The sequence below is a fragment of the Acetobacterium sp. genome, assembly GCF_030652775.1.
Lineage (GTDB): Bacteria > Bacillota > Clostridia > Eubacteriales > Eubacteriaceae > Acetobacterium.
In genome coordinates, this window is sequence record NZ_JAUSPS010000054.1 from 23,347 (window position 1) to 46,665 (window position 23,319).

Consider the following 23,319-nt stretch of genomic DNA (forward strand, 5'->3'; position numbering starts at 1 on the left):
GTTATCATGAGTACAAAAGCAAAAATAATGCACTATACATTGAAATATCGACATTTCTTTAAAGGGCAATTGCGTCCGGAAGTGATTGATAAAAACACTTCAATTGAAAAGCTGCGTCGGGATTGTGATGAAACTGCCGTACGTTTCTTTAAACAAATCCCGGGGATCACTTTTAAACCCAGTGATTACCCGAATTTTTATGCGGAATGGGTTGAAATAGACGATGCTCCTGAAGAAAAGGCAGTCTTGTACTTTCATGGTGGCGGTTTTGTCATGGGTAATGCCAGATCGCATCGAAATATTGTTGGCAATTTTGTCAAACATCTGGGCATTAAAGCTCTGGTCTTTGACTATCGGCTGGCTCCGGAACACCCGGCACCAGCAGCGGTCAATGATTCAGCTGCCATTTATAGCTGGTTGCTTGAGCAAGGGTATCAGCCTGAAAAGATCGCTTTTGTAGGGGATTCGGCCGGTGGCGGGATTGCTTTGGCCACACTGCTAAAATGCAAGGATAATGGTATACCGCTACCCGGGGTCTGTGCGACATTTTCACCATGTATTGATATGACGATTTCTGGAGAGTCTCATAAAACCCGGGTAAAGGCCGATCCCTGCACCCCCAAAGGTGCAAATGAGACCTATCTTGGCTATTATGTGGGTAATGGCGATCCTAGGCACCCTTATGCGTCCCCGCTATTTGGAGACTTAACCGGTATACCACCGCTTATCATTCAAGTTGGAAATAATGAAACACTGAGAGACGATTCAACCCGTTTTGCAAAAAAAGCCAAAGAATCAGGTGTTGAAGTTGAGATGAAGGTCTGGCAGGGGATGTTTCACTGTTTTCCATTGCTGGCTCCAATGTTCCCGGAGGCAATTGCAGCCATGGAAGAGGTCTGTCAATTTGTCAGAAAAAAGCTGCAAGACTAAGATGAATGTGATCGGGAATTATCCTTGCCTTCCTCTTTCAACGGGGCTATAATTTAACCATATGGAGGTAGTGGATGAAAAAGACAGGTATAGTGCTTTTAGTTTTGAGTTTTGTAATTTTGGGACTCACCGGCTGTGGACTGGCAGAAATTTTTAACAGGCAAACAGCTTCAGCTGGCACTGAAGCAAAGAAGCTGCCGGAAATGCTAATAAATGAGCCTTTCTTAGTAACTACCGTCAATGGCGATTATAGTGTCACGATTAACGGAGCGAGAAAAACTGCGGCAAGAAGTAAGGACACCAGCGTCAATCCCAAACAGGTTATTTTTCTGGATTATACATACAACAATATCAGTTATGAAACAAAATATAATATGGAATTCTTTTTGGCGCAGGGCGACTTTGTAGTCGTAGATGACCAGGGGAATACCCTTGAGGCCTATAATATCAAAGATCCTGACCGCATGATTCAGGAGACCCCAAGCGGCGGAAGTTGTTCGGCAAGCATCGCCTATGCACTGGAAACAGATAGTAAAAACCTCACCATTACCTTTATCAGAGGAAAGGGCAGAGAGGTTGCCCAAATTACCATCCCTATCAAATAAAAGGGTTCGCATATAATTGTTTCAAAAGAAATGATTTGTTCCGATTTTTACAATAAGATCAATGAAAAATAGCGTAAAGTATAGTCAGAAAGACAAAGCGGTCTGATTTCCCCAAGGGAAAGAAGCGGCGTTGTCTTTTTTTATTTCCGAAGAAAATGATGCGCTTGCGTGTGGGCGATGGTTTTCCGAGAACTGATGAGAAATACCAAGCGGTATTTCTCATCAAATAAAAAAAAGAGGAGAAAAAAATGATGGAAACTAAAATCGATTTTTTATACTTAAGTGAACCGGATATGATTAAAGCCGGGGTTTTGGATATGGCTGAATGTGTGGATACCATGATTGAAATGTTTAAATTGATGAGCGATGGCGATTATATTATGGGTGGAGCGAATCAGAATTCTCACGGAATTATGCTGTCCTTTCCAGAAACGTCACCCTTTCCTAATATGCCACTTAATGGACCGGATCGACGCTATATGGCCATGCCCGCCTACTTAGGCGGTGAATTTGATATGGCCGGAATGAAATGGTATGGATCCAATACCAGCAATAAGGAAAAGGGTCTGCCGCGATCCATTCTGACTGTGATGTTGAATGAAAAAGAGACGGGTGCCCCCATGGCACTGATGTCAGCAAATATCTTAAGTGCTATTCGCACCGGGGCGATTCCCGGAGTTGGTGCCAAATATCTGGCCAGAAAGGATTCACAGGTGGTGGGGATTATTGGTCCTGGGGTGATGAATAAAACCGCTTTAGCATCCTTTATGGTGACCTGTCCGAACATCAACACGATTAAAATTAACGGTCGGCGAAGCGTCACCGCAGAGGCATTTGCAGACTACGTCAAGACAGAATTTCCCCAGATTACGACCATTGAAATTGTGGATAGCATGGAAGCCGCAGTCAGAGAATCCGATATTGTCAGTGTGGCAACCTCCGGATCGGTTGGCTCTGAGTCCTATCCCTATATTAAGGAAGAATGGATTAAACCCGGAGCCTTATTCTGTATGCCAGCAAATGTCCGGTTTGATGATGACTTTATTTTAAACCGAGCCAGAAATGTGGTTGATAATTTTAAGCTATATGAAGCCTGGAGTGAAGAATTGCCGGCACCGCGTTACGAAATTGTAGGATTGCTGGCCGTTCATTACATGGATCTGATTGAAAAAGGGTTGATGAAACCGGAGGATATCAGCGATTTGGGTAACATTATCGCCGGCAGAACTCTTGCACGACAATCGGAGGATGAGATCATCCTTTACACTGTCGGTGGCATGCCGGTGGAAGACATTGCCTGGGGAACAAGACTCTATCGCAAGGCTCTTGAAAAAGGGATCGGAACCAAGCTGAACCTTTGGGATGAACCCTATCTGGCATAAGCGGTTGTAACTGAAAGGAGAATAACAATGCGAATCACAGAACACCCGATTTTGGGTGAAAGTAATAAAGGCCGCTTGGTCACCTTTTACTTTGATGGAAAACCATTAGAAGGATATGAAACGGAGCCGATTGCCATGGCACTGCGGGCTGCTGGGGTGATGGTTTTACGCCATACTCATAAAGAAAAGGCGCCAAGAGGAATCTTTTGTGCCATTGGACGCTGTACTGATTGTGTCATGGTTGTGGATGGAAAAGCAAATGTACGAACCTGTGTCACTCCGCTGGTGGCAGGAATGACCGTTCAAACCCAGTACGGGGTTGGTGCAAAGAAATAAGAACAACTCGAGTTGAGGACAAGAAAAAGGAATGGGTGGGTTATGAAAAGATATGATGTAATAGTCGTCGGCGCAGGTCCGGCCGGGCTATCGGCCGCCATTGAGGCGGCAAAAAGAGGACTGCGGGTTATTGTTTTTGACGAAAACGCCAGACCCGGTGGACAATTATTTAAACAAATCCATAAATTTTTTGGATCAAAAGAACATAAGGCTAAAATTCGCGGCTTTAAAATTGGCGAGGATTTACTAAAAGAAGCCCAAACTGCCGGGGTCGAGGTCGTTCTTAACGCCGTGGTGTTGGGGCTCTATCTGGATAAGGAGGTGGTGGTTTCCCATGGTGATGAGGTGACTCATTACAAAGGGGATGCCATTATTGTCGCAACCGGGGCTTCTGAAAACATGATCACCTTTGACGGCTGGACCTTACCTGGGGTTATTGGTGCCGGAGCGGCTCAGACCATGATGAATCTTCACAGTATTCGGCCGGGAAAAAAAGTGCTGATGCTGGGAACTGGCAACGTCGGGCTGGTGGTCAGCTATCAATTGCTGCAAGCTGGCTGTGAGGTGGTTGCTTTGGTGGATGCCGCCGCCAAAATTGGCGGCTATGGGGTTCATGCTGCCAAGCTGGCTCGCTGTGGGGTGCCCTTTTATTTATCCCACACTATTATCAAAGCCCATGGACAGGATTGTGTTACCGGGGTGACCATCGGTGAAGTGGATTCAAAATGGCAGGTGATCCCGGGATCTGAGAAAGATTTTGAGGTCGACACCATCTGTCTGGCGGTCGGTTTATCGCCGATGTCCCAGCTGCTTAAAATGGCTGGCTGCGAGATGGAAGAAAATCCCGCTAAAGGCGGTTATGTGCCAATTGGTAACAGTTATGGCGAAACCTCCATACCGGGTATCTTTGTGGCTGGTGATGTTTCTGGAATTGAAGAAGCCAGTTCAGCCATGATTGAAGGACGGATTGCCGGCGTGGCGGCCGCCGCTCGACTGGGATTTATTGACAAGGCAGAACTAACCGAAAAGACCTGGGAGTTGGAACAGGCACTACTGGCTCTAAGAGCGGGGATGTTCAGTCCTGAAAATAAGGGCCGGGAAGTTATACACACCGAGGAAGGCTATGATGTCTCCCAGAGTTTGTTGACAAGAGGTTATCTCACAAATGATGAAGTTTTAACCTACCCGGGAGTCACCGCAGCGCAGGGGATTCACGCCGTTATCGAATGTTCTCAGAATATTCCCTGTAATCCCTGTCAGGATGCCTGTCCGAAAAAGTGTATCACCATTGGTGAAAAAATTACCTCGCTACCGGTGGTCAACAGCGATGCCCAATGCTCCGGCTGTGGACTCTGTGTAGCGGCCTGTTCCGGACAGTCGATCTTCTTAGTCAAAGAGGACGAAGAAGTGGGTACGGCAATGGTTACCATCCCTTATGAATTTTATCCATTGCCTGAAAAAGGATGTCAGGGAATGGCGCTGGATCGCAGTGGCAAAGAAATCTGTGCGGCCGAGATCATCGAGATTAAAAACGTTCCGGCTTTTGATAAAACCAGTTTATTAACCATGAAGGTGCCATTTAACATGGCCATGAAGGCCCGGTTCTTTAAACAAGTGCAGGAGGTGTGATGATGAATAAAATAAATGATCGATCCCGAAATCTGGGTGACTACAGTGTGGGAGCAGATGACGCCATGATAATCTGCCGTTGTGAAGAAATCACCAAAGGCGATATCAGACAAGCGGTTCACGCTGGGATGTTCACATTAACAGAAATTAGACGGTACTTAAGAACCGGTATGGGTCTTTGTCAGGGTCAAACCTGCGGCCGTTTGATTAAGGGGATTGTAGCCCGGGAACTTGGAGTATCTCCCCTGGATCTGGAACCGGCGGTCTCCCGGGCACCAATGCGGCCGATTGAAATGAAGGTTTTAGGAAATGAAAGATAGCAGCGAAAGAAAAATAGAAATTAGATGAGGAAAATAACATGAAAAACAATGCAGACATCATTATTATTGGCAGCGGCGTGATTGGCAATGCGGCCGCCTATTATCTGGCTAAAAAAGGCTGTTCTGTTATTGTCCTGGAAAAAAGCGAAAGCATCGGGAACGGCGGTTCGTCACGAAATGGCGGCGGTGTTCGCCAGTCCGGCCGGGATAAGCGGGAACTGCCACTGGCCATGTATGGCATTAAAAATATCTGGCCGACTCTGTCTGAGGAGCTGGATATGGATGTGGAGTATTATCAGCAAGGTAATTTGCGACTGGGCAAAACCGAGGCGCACCGGAATATCTTGAGCGGATTGACCAAAAACGCCGCCGATGGCGGTTTGAATGTACGGATGATCGATGGCGAAGAAGCCCGAGCGATCTGTCCGTATCTTTCCGAAGAGGTCACTGGTGCCAGTTGGTGTCCCACCGACGGTCATGCCAACCCGATGTTGACAACCCTGGCTTATTATCGTAAAGCGCGGCAATTGGGGGTTCGCTTTATCACCGGCGAAGGGGTACAAGAAATCCGTAAGATCCGGGGTAAGGCCAGGCAGGTGGTCACCCAAAACGCTGTTTACGAAGGTGAGACAATTATTCTGGCCGCCGGTTACGAAAGTCGCGAAATTGCGTCCCAGTTGGGGATTGACATCCCCATGACCCAGGCGTTGTTGGAGGTATTGGTAACCGAAGCCCTGCCGCCGATGTTTTACCAGATGCTGGGAACAGCCGCCGCCGATTTTTACGGCCATCAGAGCACCCATGGATCCTTTGTTTTTGGGGGATCATCCGGGTTTGAAGGGGTGAACCGGGACAATGGCACACCGACGACCGCCAGCATCACGGCTTCCTGTATCTGCCGGGGGATTATGAAATACTTCCCGATGCTTGAGGAAGCAAAGATTGTCAGATCATGGGCGGGCTGGATGGATGTCTGTGCCGACATGGTACCGGTAATTAGTCCGGTGGAGGAAGTGCCGGGACTCATTATCGCTGCCGCCTTTTCTGGCCATGGCTTTGGCATCGCGCCCACGGTGGGGCTACTTTTATCCGAAATGGCAACAGCAAAAACAACAACCCTGGATTTGAGTGCGTTTCGATATGACCGCTTTAAAGCGAAAATTTAAGGAGTAAATAGAATCGTTGTATTTCCGAATATTCGTATGTTATAATGTGTCTATGCCAAAGTGGTAAAAATAACAGGACGGAGGAGGCCAATGATCGGTGATCAGAATAAAATAATTGTCAGTCCCAAACAGCCCTATTTTGTAATGGCAACCTCTCGTTATTACAAGGCTGTGGTGATGGATTATGGCATTTCTCATTTTTATAGTTTTAATAATGATGTCATCGGCAGTTCGGTTATTGCGGTACCCGACGGATGCATTGATATGCTCTTTTGCTGTGATGACAAACAGCCTTATGCCAATATTTGCGGAACGGTGTTGCAGCCCCGGGTGGTGAATAATCTACGCAGTTATTTTTTCGGCATTCGTTTTATGCCCGGTTTGTCCTTTAAATTTAATAATGTGGTGATGTCAGATTTTGTGGAAAATGAAATTCCCTTTCTGGAAGTGATTAAAGATAAGGAATTGTTTGATAAGATCACTACCAGCAGAGATTTTAATTATCAGATTCAGGAATTTATGAAAATGTACATACCCCTGTATCAGAAGTCTCAGGCAGACGATAAAAATCTGGAGTTGAAGAGCTTTCTATTAAAAAAAATAAACGCCACCGCCGGACAGATCAAGGTCAGTGAATTGGCAGAGAACGCCGGTTATTCGGTTCGCTACATCAATAAGGTATTTTCCCAGGAATTTGGTTTGCCGCCGAAGATCTTTTGCAAACTGATCCGGTTTCAGCATTTACTGAGCAATCTGAATAATTTTGATAAAAATATTTTTGATGCCAATCTGGCACAGCTTTCCATTGAGTTGGGTTATTATGACCAGTCCCACATGATTCGTGATTTTTATGAATTGTCCAACACAACACCGGGAAAGTATATCCATTCGTTAAAAAAGATCGAATACAACAAGCGGTTAATTGTAATTTAAAGATTAATTATTATATAAATAAAAGCAAGAGCAAAGGTGCTCGGATATCTGTTAGCAGGTGTCCGGGCATCTTTTTTAGGTACCAATAACTGAAGAATTTAATTATAAGGAGAATTATAATGGAAAACAAGAAAAAATTGGGATTGGGAAGCGCCGTATCCGTTTGCGTGGGACTCATTGTGGCGACCAGTTGTCTACTGACTCTCGGTCGTGGAATGGGTCTGGCCGGAACAGGATTTGTTGTGTCGTTGTTCATTGTGCTGATTTTAAATATCATGCTGTCCATAACATTTGGTGAGCTTTATTCGATCATGCCGAATGTAGAAGGTGGACTGGGACAATATACATTGGCTGGTCTGGGGCCGGTGGCGTCGATCATCTCAAATCTGTCAGCTTATGTCATTACCAGCATTCTGGCGGCTTCGGTGGAGATGGCCATGTGTGGGATGGTTATTAATCAATACTTTTTACCAATGATTCCCGCTCCGGTTCTCAGTGTGGCGATTTTGACCATCTTATTTTTTATCAATTACAATGGGGTTGACCTTTTTGCAAAGGTTCAAAATATTGTTGTTATTTTACTCATCGGATCAATGACCGTGATGGGAATTATCAGTTTTTTTAAGCTGGGGGTTGGCCCGGTGGTAACGGCAGCCCAGCAGACAGCAGCTCCGGTAGTCGGGATCAGTGGCTATGTCTCACTGGCAGCCGTAGTATTCTGGCTGTTTATCGGTATCGAATTTGTGATTCCCCTGGCTAAAGACCTAAAGAACCCTAAGCGCGATGTCCCCCTTTCGATGATTCTGGGGATTGTGATGCTATTTGTTGTTCAGGCGATGCTGGGTGTTGGCATGACGAACTATGTCACCTTAGCAGAATTGGGAAGTGCATCATTACCGCATATGATCTTTGCTGAGAATTTATTAGGTCAATTTGGGATCTACTGGATGGGGATTGTCACCCTTCTGGCTGGCGTCAGCACCGTAAATACTGTACTTGGTAGTGTCGGTAGAATTCTTTCCGGGATGGCCCAAGATGAATGTATGCCCCGTATATTTGCGAAAAAGAACAAACGCAATGTACCGATTGGCGGTCTCATTCTCATTTTTGGCGGGAATTTTGTTTTGCTGGCAACAGGATTTACCCAATCATCGGGTCTTTCAAATATCTTACTGGCGGCATCCTGTTTCTGGTTAACCTCATATATTCTGGTGAATGTTTCAGTGCTGGTACTGCGAAAAAAATATCCGGATATGCCGGGTCGAAATAAGAAATTGACCTTATTTGGAATTCCGCAAATTTTATGTATCGCCGGGAACCTTTTTATGATCTGGAATATTGCCGAAGGGGAAGCGCGAACCCTGATCTACAAGATATTCTTTATTTTGTTAGCTCTGCTGGTCACCTATTCGGTGGTGTGGGTGAAGATCATTAAAAAAATGCCTCTATTTCACACACCGGATGTGCATGCACTTAATCTGAAAAGTGAGGCACCAGCAGTGATCATCGAACCGAAAGCGGTTGTCGAACCAATGATTGGCTAGTCTGCGCTAAAAAATGAACAGCATCATTTAAGTAAGGATCAGAAATTTGAATAAGGACTAGAAATGTCGAAAATAAAAGTCATGCATCAGTGAGATGTGTGGCTTTTTTTGTGATCATTTGTGATCATTATTGAATAATAAAAAAACATTATGAAAAGCATCTTTAAGTCGATAACAAAAAAATAGGCATTGTATTGAAGGCTGCTGAAGTTATGCGTGCTTGATTTTATTGAAAGCGGGTATAAAAATTCAGATTCTATCAAATTATCTGAAGTTAGATAAAATGGATTGATGTGGTAGTGATTGCTCACGATGGAAAAGACAATGTTGTAATGATAAAGAAAACAAAATCCTTGTCACCTTATCCCAGAAACCAGATCATAAAAAATAAGGAGAAGAAAATGAAGAAATTTAAAAAATTTGCAATTCTGCTTTCATTGGTATTGGTATTAAATACCATCCTACCCCAGGCCGCAGTTTTTGCGCAAGCGGCGAATAACAGTATAGAAACTAACGGAGCCACCGTTAATGTTACCCTGGCCGATGTTGATCCGGCTTTCGGGACGGTCACTCTCAGTGGCAGCGGTCAAACCGGCCCGGGAGCCTACCCCCAGGGCTCCACCCTGAAGGTAAATGCCGTGGCCAACCCGGGCTATGCGGTTTATCTGATTTCGGCATCAATGGGGGGACTGATCTACGAAACCCCACTGACACCCACTACTTTTAACTTAACTGCGGATACCCTGATTACAGTTAGCTTTTATGCGGTTACACCACCGCCGGTCAGCACCGTACAGGTTCAAGTAGAAGACCTCAATCCCATCTTTGGCAGTGTCGCCATTAGCGGAACAGGTGGACAAACCGGTAACGGTGCTTATCCCACCGGATCGACGCTCAGTGTTAATGTAACCCCCATTAATGGTTATAAGGTCACCAGCATTTTAGCAACCTTTGCGGATGGCACCACCCAGGTAGTTGACAATGCTGCTACCGCTGATTTTATTTTACATGATGATGTCGGCATCTCCTTTACTTTTGATGGGGCTTATAATATCGTCGTGGAAAGTTCCGATCCAACCAGAGGAACCGTGTTTGATGAAACAGGTTCGTATAGTTTGCTGGATAGTGTTTATTTGTACGCTGCCGGCAACCCTGGTTATGAATGTACGGGTTATTATTTTATTGATTCAAATAATAACACCTCATACTCGACTTATACTGTGCCGGTGAATGTACCGGTAACGGAATCCGGCACCTATCAAATGATTTTTGAGCCGATCATGTGTAGTGTCGCAGTCGCCAGTGACGGCAACGGAACCGTCACTGGTGGCGGTAATATTGCCAACGGTTCCAAGGTAACGCTTACGGCCACGCCGAATGCCGGTTATAAGTTCAGCCAATGGATCGACCAAAACAATGCGGTGGTGGGAACCAGCGCAGTTCTGAATGTCACAGTGACGGATAATGTCAACTATACGGCCAATTTTGTTCCGGATACCGTGGATATTCAGGTTTCGGCCACCCCCACCGGTGGCGGCACCGTAAGTGGTGCTGGCACCTATATCAGTGGTGATGCGGTGACGCTTACCGTCACCCCGGCGGCCGGATTTACCTTTGTCAATTGGATCAACACCGAATTCCCGGCGGCTGTCAGTGAAAATGCCAGCTATGCATTTACCGCCAGCGATGCCACTGCCGGAGCTTATACAGCAGTATTTGAAGCAACCCAGATGCCGGTAAAAATTTCAACCATTGCTTCACCAGCAGCCCTTAAGACTATTACTGTGACCCCGGTAACCGGCACCTATGCCAGTGGAACGGTGTTGCCTTTGAGTGCCAGCAGTACCGATTCTGGCGTGACGTTCTCAGGATGGTATGCAAACGGCGTCTTATTATCAAAATCGCCGACCTTTTCTTATACCGTTACAGAGCCGGTACTGATTAATGCCGTTTTTGGGACGAATTGGGGTTCGGTGATTGTTCTGGGAAATCCGTTTTCATCAAGAGATGTGGATATCGAAGTCCAACCGATTGGAACCAACCTGAGTTATAACGGTTCCTCGGATACCTATGATTTTGTGAACTGGACCAACAGTGCCGGGACGGTCGTGAGCACTGATCCGAATCTCACGGTGCAGGTGCAAAAAGGGTTACAGACCTATATTGCCAATGTTACCCCCAAAACATTCACCATATCGGTTGCGGCAACCCCTACACTGGGAGGAACCGCTCAGGTAACCTCGGCAACTTCGATAACCTATGGCAAAACCGCCACTGTTGTGGCGACCCCAGCTAATGGCTACAGTTTTGCCGGCTGGACCGATGGGGATACCGGACAAAGTGTCAGCGCCGATCTGAGCTACTCCTTTGAGCCTAGTAAGAATACCCGCCTGATTGCCAATTTTTCTCAGCAGGGGTATACCATGAGTCTGACTGCCAATCCAACCAATGGCGGAACCGTCAGCGGGGGAGGGACTAACCTGGTTTATGGTCAGCAAGTAAATATCCAGGCCACTCCGGCGGACGGCTATGTTTTTAATAATTGGGTGGATGGATCGGGAAGCATCGTGTCCACAAATTCCAATGAAAAAATTACCGTCACCACGAACTTGGCACTGGCGGCCAACTTTTCGGCGGTTCAATATCCCATTACGGTTACGCCTGCGCCGGCAGCAGGTGGAACCGTCACTGGCGGCGGTTCCTTTGAAGATGGCACAAGTGTAACCTTAAGCGCCATTCCCAATGAAAACTATAATTTTATTCGCTGGACCCAGGGCGATTCGGATTTAGCCGTGAGTACCAATCCTCAATATACCTTTGCTGCCAGTGAAGCCAGCCAGGGACAGTACACGGCGGTTTTTGCACCGGAAACCTATCTGGTGAATATTTCGATGGTCGCTCAGAAATCGATTGCCGATCAGGTATCAGTCAGTCCCGCAAAGGACATTTACAGCTACGGAACGGTTCTAAATATGGCGGCCAATACCAGCAATGCAGCAACTCTGTTTCTTGGCTGGTATGAGGATGGTAAGCTGATCAGTAAAACTGCAGATTTTAATTATACGGTAACAAAAGCGACCAATCTGGTGGCTGTCTTTGTCACGGATTACGGCGTGATTATCACCCAAGGCGATCCCGCGGCGGCGAAAAAGACAGATATCCTGATTGGCCCTAAAAATACGACCAAAACTATTTCGGCTGAAACCTCGGCTAATTATGATTTTGTCAATTGGACCGATGCAGCCGGAAACGTCTATCCCGATGTCATCTTTGACGTGACCTTTGGACCGGATCCGGTGGAAACCTATGTAGCAAACTATACTCCTAAAACATATACCGTGGCAGTGGCTGGCCAAACCCCGGGCGGAACCGTGAGCCAGTCCCAGGATTCGGTACTCTATGGCCAATCGCTGACGGTAACGGCAACCCCGGATAGCGGCTATGCCTTTGTGAACTGGACCGATGCCCTGGCAGATCCTCAGCCCGGAGCTGTTTTAAGCACCGATGCTAACTGGATCTTACAACCGGATGCCAATATGTCCTTACAGGCAAATTTCACTCCGATTGCCTATACCCTGGGCATTAATGTGGCGGCAAGCGGCGGCGGAACCGCGGCCTGGGCCAATTACCCGCCCACTGGTCCCTTTTATGGGGAGGTGATCACAGCTGTAGCAACGCCAGATCCCAATTACGTTTTTGATGGCTGGGTCAATGCCGGCGGAGATGTGGTCTCAATGGACAGCTCCTACGATGTTACGGTGACAGGAAATGATACGTTAACCGCCCAGTTCCATACCAGCCAGAATAATATTGGCGCGGTAGCAAACCCGACTACTATGGGAACCGTTACCGGTGGCGGAACCTTTAACTATCAGACCCAGACAACCCTCACCGCCATCCCCAATACCGGTTTTGAATTTGTCAACTGGAGCAACAATCTGGATGACACGGTTGTCACCACCCCAGAACTGGCAGTAGATGTCGCAAATGATGTCATCTACACAGCCAATTTTGACGTCTTAAAATGCCCGGTGACCCTGACCCCGGTGGATCCAGGTCGGGCTGTTTATGGCAGCGTGGCCATGGCTGTCTATGAAAATGGGGTCCTGGCACCGGCTGGAACCATCCCGGAATATGGCGACAAGGTGGTCTTAACCGCCACCGCCAATCAAACCATGCCGAATTCGATATTTAAAGATTATCTGGACGGCACCGGCGCACTGATTTCCTATGATTCAGTTTATACCATCGAAGCCATCGCCGAACCACTGGTAATTCAGTATGATTTCGTTCAGGAATATACGGTAACTGTTCCTGTTTCTGCCGAGTGGACGGATAATTATCAACGGAACCTGCTGCCCGGCGTGGTTCCCCAGGTAACCCAGTTTCCCAACCAACAGGTGAGTGGGAATTTTAAGGATTCCATTACCCTTAACTACGGAACAGTGGATGCCAATCTGGTTTTTGATGGCTGGTATACCGATGAGGAAACCCCGGTTTTAGTCAGCAATGAGCTCTCATTCAGCTATCAGCTACTGGATAGCACCCCGTTGGTGGCCAAGCTGCATTTAAAAGATATTGGTATTTTGGTTGAAAATGCCTACATTCCGGATCAACCCCTTCCCGGGGTGGATTTAAACGGCGGCGAGGTGTCCGGCAGCGGCTATCGAAATGCCGGGGAGACCTTTAATATCAGTACTACCGTGGATGCCAATTATAGCTTTGAAAACTGGACTCAAGTTAATACGACCCTGAGTAAAAAAAGCAACTTTGTCTATACGGTAGCTGGACAACCGGGAGTGGATGCACCCCCGATTCAGGCCAATTATTCGCCGGAGGCCTGTTACCTGACTCTGAATGCCAATCCAAAAGGCAGCGGCCAGGCCGCTCCCTCGGGATATTATCCCTATGGAACCCTGGTTACTATCTCTCAGGGAAATCAGGCCGGGTATGCCTTCTCGCATTTTGAAGACGGCAACGGCAATACCTTGAAAAGTGTTACCCCCAACACTAAGGCAGGCACACTGACTCTCTATATGACCGGAAATACAACCGTTGTGGCGGTTTATAAAGAAAGTAGTGGCAGTGAAGCCCAAAAAATCGTGAAAATCGCCGCCGCCGCTGCTACGGCTGCCGCCATTGCCGCCGGTATCGCTGCGGCCATCTATTTTGGCGGCGATGAGCTGCTGGCTGATGGCGCATTGGATTTAGCAGAGGTAGCATTAGAAGATCTGGGTGAAGTGGCTGGCGGCGTTGTTGACAAAAACCCGCCAGACCCTGATCCGGATCCCGACGATCCCGATAATAAAACCGATATCCTGATTACTACCGTCGCCTCACCGCTAGATGGCGGAACGGCCATTGGCGGAGAATCCTACCGGGTTGGCGAAATGGCGGTCTTAAAAGCCACCGCCAATCCAGGCTGGGTTTTTGAAAACTGGACCGGTGAGGGTGCCGTAGTCATTGATGATCCAGAGGCAGAAAGCATTTCATTTCTGGTTGATGAGGCTGACGAAGGTTCTGTTTTAACGGCCCACTTCAACCAGGAATTTACGATTACCACCAGTGCCACCCCGGAGAGCGGCGGAACCGTTACTCCCACCATGACAGTAGTCAGTGGTGAAGCAGCCACCGTGACAGCCACCGCCAATGAGGGTTATCTCTTTGACGGCTGGTATGAAAATGGGGTTCAGGTGTCAACCGAAGAAACCTATACCCTGGAAGCAGTGGCAGCTGATCATACTCTCACCGCCCAATTTGAAGCGGGATTCAATGTCACCCTGACGGCTGATCCAGTGGCGATGGACACCCTGGTGACTTTTACCGGAGAGGGATTATCCCAAACCGGGGAACATACCGTCACCGCCACCTTATTAGATACCGAAGCTGAAAATTACGTCTTTAATGGCTGGTATGTCAATCTGACCGACCCGGCACCGGTGTCAACCGAAGCCACCTACACCTTTACCCTAACTGCAGACACCAGTTACATTGCCAGTTATAGTCAGCAATACACCATTACCACCACTGCCACGCCAGCAGAAGGCGGAACAGTTACCCCGACCGAGCAGGTGATCGCCGGTGGAACGGCCACCGTGACAGCCACCGCCAATGAGGGTTATCTCTTTGAAGGCTGGTATGAAAATGAGGTTCAGGTGTCAACCGAAGCAACCTATACCCTTGAAGCAGTGGCAACGGATCATAGTCTCACCGCCCAATTTGAAGCGGGATTCGAGGTAAACCTCACCGCTGATCCGGTGGCGATGGACACCCTGGTGACCTTTACCGGAGGCGGATTATCCCAAACTGGCGAACATACTATTACCGCCACCCTGATCGATACCGAAGCTGAAAATTATGTCTTTAATGGCTGGTACGTCAATTTGACCGACCCGGCACCGGTGTCAACCGAAGCAACCTACACCTTCACCCTAACCGCAGACACCAGTTACATTGCCAGCTATAGTGAACAATTTACCATTACCACCAGTGCCACCCCGGAAGAGGGGGGAACGGTTACGCCAACTCAGCAGGTCACTGTTGGCAATGATGCGACTGTCACAGCAACGCCAAATGAAGACTATGTTTTTGATGGCTGGTACGAAGGTGAAGCCCAGGTTTCTGAGGACGAAACTTATGTCCTGGAAGCGGTGGCAGCTGATCATAATCTCACCGCCCAATTTGAATTGGGTGCCAATGTCACCCTGACGGCTGATCCGACCACCATGGACACCCTGGTGACCTTTACCGGAAACGGATTATCCCAAACCGGAGAACATACCATTACCGCAACCCTGGATGATGCGGAAACCGATAATTATATCTTTAAAGGCTGGTTTAGCGCATTGACGGATGACGTGCCGGCTTCTACTTCAGAAACATATACCTTTGACTTGACGGCGGATACCAGTTATATCGCCAGTTATGAAGAAAACGCTTTTACCGTGGCAGCAGAATCAGAAGATGCTACCCAGGGAACCGTCACCCAAACCGGAACCAGCCCCTATAAACTTTCGGATTCAGTAACTGTCAGTGCTACCGCTTTAAAAGGATATGCCTTTGCCAACTGGACCGATGAAAACAGTGCCGTGGTCTCGCAAACAGCCGATTATACTTTTGATGTCACTGAAAATACAACATTAACCGCCAATTTTGAAGCCGAAGCGGCGGTCACCATTCAAGTCCAATGCGATTATGTGGAGGGCGGTACGGTGACTTCGGATGATAAAGACATACCAGAAACTGGACTGGTCATTACAAATGGCGAGTCGGTCACCTTAAAAGCCGAGGAAAAGAAGGGCTACGAATTTGAAGGCTGGTATGAGAACGGAAAAGAAGTCGAGAAGAAGGATTCATATACCTTTACTGCCGCAAAAGACCGGACCCTGGTCGCCGCTTTTTCTCACAAAGGAGTTATGGCGTTGGCTTTCCCGGATCCCCTTGAAGGCGGACGGGTTTATAAGGTTTACCAGACATCCGAAACAAAAGATGAATTTTATCTGAACGCCGTGCCATTTACCGGCTATGAATTTGTAGGCTGGTACGATATTGCCGGAATAAAGGTCTGTGATACCCCGGAATATGATTTTGTGGCTTATTACTCCCGGGTGCTTTTTGCCAAATTCAAGCTCGAACAAGTTGCCGTGAATGTTAGTATTGCACCAGCTGGCGGTGGCACTGTATCCGGAACGGGAACCTATGATTATGGAAAGGCAGTCACCTTAACGGCGACCCCGGAAGAAGGGTATATTTTCAACGGCTTTATGGATGCTACCGGAAACCGGTTGAGTTCCGATGCCGTTTATACCTTTACCCTGCGGGCGGAGGCAGACCTGACCGCTAACTTCTCCCCGCAAACCTATACCATGACCACCACCGTTAATGATCCGGCCCTGGGGACGGTTTCTAATAGCGATTCGGATGGCGTCTATCCGGCTGGCGCCGCGGTTTCACTGCAGGCTTCACCCGCCAGCGGTTCGCAATTTGTGGGGTGGTTTGAAAACGGCCAATGCGTGAGTCAGACACCCAACTATACGTTCACAGCCACCGCCGACCGCAATCTGGAAGCCGATTTCAGTAATGAAGAATTTGTCCTGACGCTAATGGCTGACCCGGTTACTGGTGGAACCCTATCCGGTGAGGGCGGCTACAATCCCTCCACAGATGCCGATCAGGCAAGTATCTCAGCGGTTGCCTTGCCAGGCTATGCATTTACTGCCTGGATGGATGCAGACACCGGGGAACAGGTCTCAACTTTAAGCAGTGATGCCATTACGCTAACAAAAGACACCAATCTTACTGCGGTCTTTACCCCCAATGTTTATCAGGTCGAGCTGACCGTTGGCGAGGGTGGTACCGCCACCGGGGACGGCTATTACAATTTCGGTGATACTGTCAATTTATCGGCTACTGCCAAAGATGGCTATAGCTTTGCCGGTTGGATGATAACCGATGCCCAGGGAACGCAGTCCTGTATCTCACCAGATGGGGATTATACCTTTACCTTAAATGAAGACTGGATTAATCTGGCACCGATCACTATTTCCGCAACCTTTAAAAATGCTAAAGGGGCTCTGATTATTCCTTTGGCCGAAGAGTACCTTCGTGGCAATATTGCCAGAGGCTACCATTTGGATGCCATCGTTGGGAATCAGACAACAGTAGAAGCCATCCCCGGTTATGGCTATGAATTTACCAACTGGACTGATATGAAAGGAAATGTCCTTAGTCAGGATGCAGTCTATACCTTTACGGTCACGGGTGATACCGTGGTGATGGCTCATTTTAAATCTAATGCGACGGTAAAGCTGACCGTGACGGAACAGTCTGTTTTACAAGGCAAGGCGCTCCTGGTGGGGGATCTTATTTCTGGTGAAAAGACTGTCGAATCCGGCCAATATGTGATGGCTTACGCAGTGGCCTACCCTGGCTACCAATTCCTCCACTGGGTCAATCAGAACGGATTGAAAGTTTCTAATGCGAGGAGTTATCTTTTTAGAATATCTGAAGATACGGCCTTAACAGCGGTGTTTGAAAAAACCACCCATGACATTAGTGCCAATGTTGATCCAAAAGGTGCTGGTTATATCACTGGCCAGAAAACCTATGCTTATGGCGATACGGCCACCCTAACAGCTGTGCCGACTCAGTCCGGTTATATCTTTGGCTACTGGTCTGATGAAAATGGCCGGATTAAAGGGGCGATATCACCAGTCTTTAAGACGACGGTTAATGGCAGTAAAACCTATACAGCCCATTTTGTCCAGGGGAAATACAGCATCACCGCCAAAGCGGTTCCTGAACAAGGGGGAACGGTATCCGGAGGCGGATCATTTGGACAGGAAGAGGCGGTCACCTTAACGGCAGTTCCCAATATCGGGTATCAATTTGATGGCTGGTTTGTGGCTGGCGCCAGTGTCAGCACCGATGCCAGCTGGGCCTTTGATGCCACCGAATCGGTGGATGCGGAAGCTCACTTTTCGACGGTTCCGCCGTCCGACAGCAATGGACCGAGTCATCCTCACCCCGGTCTTCCACATCGAGGGAGAAATAAGTAAAATTTCACATTAACAGATAAAGCACCCATAATCAAAAAAGATCATGGGTGCTTTATTAATTGATTTTTTAAGGGGGGTGTATTTGATTGCATCACTTCTGTTAGTTTAGTATAATGATTTATAAGTAAAATTGAAAGGGCGGTTATGATGGATTTTAAAAATAAACGAATAAATCAAATGCTCAAGAATTTTATCATAATCTTTGTGCCGGGATTACTTATTGTGGCGGTTTTGGCGGGGATCTTTATTAATATCAATATTGAAAACAGCAAAAATATTATTAAAATCAGACAACTGAACAATAGCGAGATTGTCAGCGTCAATGTCAATTCGATCTTTGAAGATATCAAGTCAGACGGAAATATTATTCTGAACTCCAGTGAAATTAAGGCTTATGTGGCTAATGCCGCAGAGGTCAACAATCAAAATGAACTCAAACGAATTTTTTCCAATATGATGATCAATAAAAAAATCTATGATTCAATCCGGTTTGTCGGCGTCGATGGCTATGAGAAGGTACGGGTGAATGCGGCCGATAATGGCACCACCGCTGCCGTAGCGGATAGCGAGTTAGAATACAAAGGCGATCAGTTCTACTTTGCAGAAGGAATGAAACTTAACGCCGGCGAGCTTTTTATTTCGCCCATGGATTTAAGAATGAACGGTGAGGAAGTCGAAATGCCTGTCAAACCAGTGATGCGACTGGTATTGCCGGTATTTAATGATCAGAACGAGCGTCAGGGAATGCTGGTTTTGAACTATCTGGCCCAAAATATGTTGGATCAAATCGAGAATTATTCAAAAAGCAACATGGATATGAAAATTTTGCTGTTAAATGATGACGGCTATTATTTATTAAGTGAGAACAGCGACAAAGACTTTTCGTTTGTGTACGCCGATCAGCAGGGCGTTTCATTCAGTCAGGAAAATCCCGAAATCTGGCAGGCTATTTTGAATAGTGGCAGCGGATATTTTGATGATGGCAAAGATCTTTACTTTTATGCCCCCATTTATCCCCTCCAAGGTTATCGGAATCTCCATTGGGTGCTGGTTGGTGCCGCGCCGTTAGATGTTCTGGGTGTTTTTGCCAACGAGGATAACCGCACTATGGTGCTCATTGCGGCTCTATTGGTTCTTGTTTTAGGCATCATCAGCCTGGTTGTGTCCTGGTTATTGCTGATCAAAAAAGAAGCCAGCTCACGAGAAAAAATAACCGACGGTATTTTCAAAAATTCCAAAGAAGGAATCATGATTATGGATGCCGAAATGCGGATTGTCTATATCAATAAGGCGTTCTCAAGCATTACCGGCTATCCCGAAGATGAAGTCATGGGTCAGAAACCCATTGATTTCAAGTCAGGGGTGAAGCTGAGAGAAGTCTACAGTAATATCTGGAAAACCGTCAACAAAGACGGCAATTGGCAGGGTGAAATTGTCGATGAAAGAAAAGATGGTACCACCTATCCCAAATATATTACCATCTCAAAAATATTTGACAGTAAAAGTGATACCTTAAGTAATTATCTGGAGGTTTTTGAAGATTTAACCAATATCAAAATTGCCGAAGAGGCCATCAATAAAATTAAACATTACGATGAGGTCACCGGATTGCCAACCCAGGCGCTTTTTGAAATTAAAACCCGGGAATTCATCAAACAATACGATAGCTTGGCCATCATTATCCTTCAGGTTACAAATTTTAACGCCCTCTATGATAATTTAGGAAAAAAATCTGGGACTATTTTAATCAATGAAGTATCCCAGCGGATCCAGACATTTCTAAGAGATGAGGATCTTTTAGGGATTTTCCACAAAGACCAATTCATCATCGCCCGGATCAAGAGCAGTGATAAACTGGAAATGGGACATCTGATGAATAAAATGATGACCTATCTCAAAGAGCCGGTTGAAATAGAAAACGAGCGGGTTTATTTAAATGTGTCCATTGGCATCGCCGTTTTCCAGGAAGACAGCGCCGATCTGGAAAAACTCATTGAATACGGAAATATTGCCAAAAACTATGCCCTTCAAACCGGTGACAACACTTATGTATTTTACGAAAAAGAAATCAAAGATAACTATCTTAATAATCTGAAGCTGGAAACAGAATTGCGAAGTGCACTTGAGAAGAACGAACTCAGTTTAGCCTATCAGCCGCAAGTTCAGGTTGAGACGGGAGAAATCATCGCCAGTGAGGCGCTGCTGAGATGGAAAAATCAGAACCTGGGACAGGTAAGCCCGGGGCAATTTATCCCAGTGGCAGAAAGAACGGATTTAATCATCCCGATCGGGAATTGGGTTTTGGAAGAAGCCATAAAACAAAACAAAAAGTGGTACGATATAACGAACAAAAAAATTGTCGTGGCGGTGAATTTATCCCCCATTCAATTCAAAAAATCAGACCTGCCGCAGATCATTAAAGATCTTCTGGAAAAATACCAAATGCCGGCAGAATTATTGGAAATTGAGATTACTGAAGGTATTCTGGTGGAAAATATCGAAGGACTCAGCGGCCAGTTGGAGAAGATCAAAGCCCTGGGGGTGAAGGTGGCCATCGATGATTTTGGAACTGGATATTCATCATTAAAATACCTTCAAAATGTCAATTTTGACAAACTGAAAATTGACCGGGAATTTATCAAAGATTATCCGCAAAATGATACCGGAAACATTGCCAAAACGATTCTCCATCTGGCTGCGCAAATGGACATCAATGTGATTGCTGAGGGGGTTGAAACCCGCGAACAGTTTTTGTTTTTAAAAGAAAACAACTGTCAGGAAATTCAGGGCTATTATTTCCATAAACCGCTGTCGGTAAGGGACTTTGAAACGCTGATAACAGAGAGTCGTTCGGGCAGCGAGGATTAAAGAAAAATAACCCTTCATATGATATGATTAGCCATTAAGTCAGATTCATAAAAAAGAATTTGCCAAAATAAAAAATGCTGTGATTGATGGCAATTGTTTCGATGATCCCTTTTGCAACGTCATTGTGGGGAAGAAACGGTGAAAGGATTCAAAGTGAAGCAATTAAAAAACATTTTGTCCCCCCAGGATTTAAAGCATCTGTCAGATGCAGAACTCCAAAATCTGGCGGGGGAGCTACGCAATAGAATTTTAGAAACGGTATCAAAAAATGGTGGCCACCTGGCTTCAAATCTCGGTATCGTTGAAACAACCCTGGCGATCCACCGGGTTTTTGACACTCCCGAGGATCAAATTGTTTTTGATGTCGGGCACCAATGTTATGCCCATAAATTAGTAACTGGGCGACAGCAGGAATTTGACACCCTGCGGCAGTGGAACGGAATCTCCGGTTTCACCAATCGCAAAGAGAGTGACAAAGACGCTTTTGGAGCCGGCCACAGCGGCACCTCGATATCGGCGGCGCTGGGTCTGGCCACGGCCAATCAGCTAGACAGTAAAGATAATTATGTTATTGCCGTAGTCGGGGATGGCTCATTCACCAATGGGATGATTTACGAAGCCTTAAATAATTGTAACAAAAAAAACCTGCGCCTGATTATTATCTTGAATGATAATGAAATGTCGATTTCTGAAAATGTCGGCGGACTGTCTAATTATTTATCAAAAATCAGAAACAGTCAGAATTATTTTAATTTAAAGCATCAGACTCAGTCGTTTTTACACAAAATACCCTTAGTCGGGGATGGCCTGGTTGAAGGCACCCGAAAATTTAAAAAGCACATTAAAAAACGGGTCGTTGCCGAGAACTTCTTTGAACATCTTGGTCTTGATTACCTGGGGCCGGTTGATGGTTGTGATCTCAAAAAACTGGAATCGGTGCTTGGCGAAGCAAAAAGCAAAACCAGTTGCTGTCTGGTTCATATCCACACGGTTAAAGGTAAGGGCTATCCTCATGCTGAGGAACATCCGGAAATGTATCACTCTTCAGGGCCCTTCGACCGAGCTAAAGGGATTGAAAAAAAAGCATCAGAGAACAGCTTTTCAACCGCATTTGGGAAAATAATGGTTGAAGCCGCCAATAGTAATGACTCCATTTGTGCCATTACCGCCGCCATGACTGGTGGCACTGGCCTGGATAAATTTAGCCAGACCCATCCCCAGCGTTTTTACGATGTGGGGATCGCCGAAGAACACGCCGTTACCTTTGCTACTGGTCTTTCGGCCAATGGCAAGACCCCGGTCTGTGCTATCTATTCAACCTTTGTCCAACGGGTCTATGATCAACTGATTCATGATGCGGCGATTCAAAAGCTGCCGTTGATTATGGCTCTGGATCGCTGTGGACTGGTGCCTGGCGACGGGATTACCCACCAGGGTATTTACGACTGCTCCTATCTATCTTCGATCCCGGGAATGGCGATCTATAGCCCGGAAACCTATGACGAAATGAAACAGAGTTTTAAGCAATGCTTTGAGCGCAAAAATCTGGCCGTCATCCGCTATCCGAAAGGAGCTGAGCAGCAATACGATCGCAGCGGTTTTATGGACTGCGGGGAGTTCAGTTATCAGGATTTTGAAGCAACTGGCGAAGACTTTGAGGATCCCGAAATTGTGATCCTGACCTATGGCCGAATTACCAAAAACGCCTATGATGCAATTCAATTATTAACAGCAAACAAGCGGATCCGGTTAATTAAACTGGTCAAGGTTTACCCGCTGCAGATCGAAAAAATCTGCTCACTAATGGGACAACCAAAGCTTGTTTATATTCTGGAAGAAGGCATCAGAAGTGGTGGAATCGGCGAAAAACTGGCGGCCGTATTTGCTCAGAACGAAGATTTCAGACCGGGAAAGATCCGCATTCGCGCCATCGAAAACCCCTTGATGGAACAGGGCGATCTCCCTGCTTTGTATGACTGCTGCGGTTTTTTACCAGCACAGCTTGCCGACGAAATTATGGAAATATTGGGAAATAAATAAAAAACGGCG

12 protein-coding genes are annotated in these 23,319 nt (G+C 46.6%); all 12 read left to right on the forward strand.

The features are described 5' to 3' along the window. The first annotated feature begins 6 nt into the window (after positions 1-6). The 12 genes from Q7J41_RS09945 to dxs all read left to right on the forward strand — a co-directional run bounded on the left by Q7J41_RS09945 (position 7) and on the right by dxs (position 23,310). Positions 7-930: an alpha/beta hydrolase gene (locus Q7J41_RS09945; protein ID WP_304887631.1), complete on the forward strand. Its 924-nt coding sequence runs from the start codon at positions 7-9 to the stop codon at positions 928-930. 74 nt (positions 931-1,004) lie between these two features. Continuing rightward, positions 1,005-1,535: a DUF5067 domain-containing protein gene (locus Q7J41_RS09950; protein ID WP_304887633.1), complete on the forward strand. Its 531-nt coding sequence runs from the start codon at positions 1,005-1,007 to the stop codon at positions 1,533-1,535. A 248-nt stretch (positions 1,536-1,783) separates the two neighbouring features. Continuing rightward, positions 1,784-2,917 carry a tyramine oxidase subunit B gene (locus tag Q7J41_RS09955; RefSeq protein WP_304887635.1) on the forward strand — a complete coding sequence of 378 codons (1,134 nt, stop codon included), beginning with the start codon at positions 1,784-1,786 and terminating at the stop codon, positions 2,915-2,917. Between the two features lie 27 nt (positions 2,918-2,944). Beyond that, a complete protein-coding gene (locus Q7J41_RS09960; RefSeq protein WP_304887638.1) occupies positions 2,945-3,253 on the forward strand; it encodes a (2Fe-2S)-binding protein in 309 nt (102 codons plus the stop codon). Positions 3,254-3,295: 42 nt separating this feature from the next. Next, complete coding sequence (locus tag Q7J41_RS09965) at positions 3,296-4,882, forward strand: FAD-dependent oxidoreductase (RefSeq protein ID WP_304887639.1); 1,587 nt, start codon at positions 3,296-3,298, stop codon at positions 4,880-4,882. Positions 4,883-4,884: 2 nt separating this feature from the next. Beyond that, entirely contained in the window at positions 4,885-5,202 is a 318-nt protein-coding gene (locus tag Q7J41_RS09970; RefSeq protein WP_304887661.1) for a (2Fe-2S)-binding protein, read from the forward strand. Between the two features lie 38 nt (positions 5,203-5,240). Continuing rightward, entirely contained in the window at positions 5,241-6,368 is a 1,128-nt protein-coding gene (locus tag Q7J41_RS09975) for an FAD-binding oxidoreductase (RefSeq protein WP_304887641.1), read from the forward strand. A 90-nt stretch (positions 6,369-6,458) separates the two neighbouring features. Then, a complete protein-coding gene (locus Q7J41_RS09980) occupies positions 6,459-7,301 on the forward strand; it encodes a helix-turn-helix domain-containing protein (protein ID WP_304887642.1) in 843 nt (280 codons plus the stop codon). Positions 7,302-7,420: 119 nt separating this feature from the next. Continuing rightward, positions 7,421-8,845, forward strand: a complete 1,425-nt coding sequence (locus Q7J41_RS09985; protein ID WP_304887644.1) for an APC family permease — start codon at positions 7,421-7,423, stop codon at positions 8,843-8,845. Positions 8,846-9,246: 401 nt separating this feature from the next. Next, entirely contained in the window at positions 9,247-18,402 is a 9,156-nt protein-coding gene (locus Q7J41_RS09990; protein ID WP_304887646.1) for an InlB B-repeat-containing protein, read from the forward strand. 144 nt (positions 18,403-18,546) lie between these two features. After that, positions 18,547-21,270, forward strand: a complete 2,724-nt coding sequence (locus tag Q7J41_RS09995; RefSeq protein ID WP_304887648.1) for an EAL domain-containing protein — start codon at positions 18,547-18,549, stop codon at positions 21,268-21,270. 138 nt (positions 21,271-21,408) lie between these two features. Further along, entirely contained in the window at positions 21,409-23,310 is a 1,902-nt protein-coding gene (dxs, locus tag Q7J41_RS10000; RefSeq protein ID WP_304887650.1) for a 1-deoxy-D-xylulose-5-phosphate synthase, read from the forward strand. Positions 23,311-23,319 lie beyond the last annotated feature (9 nt).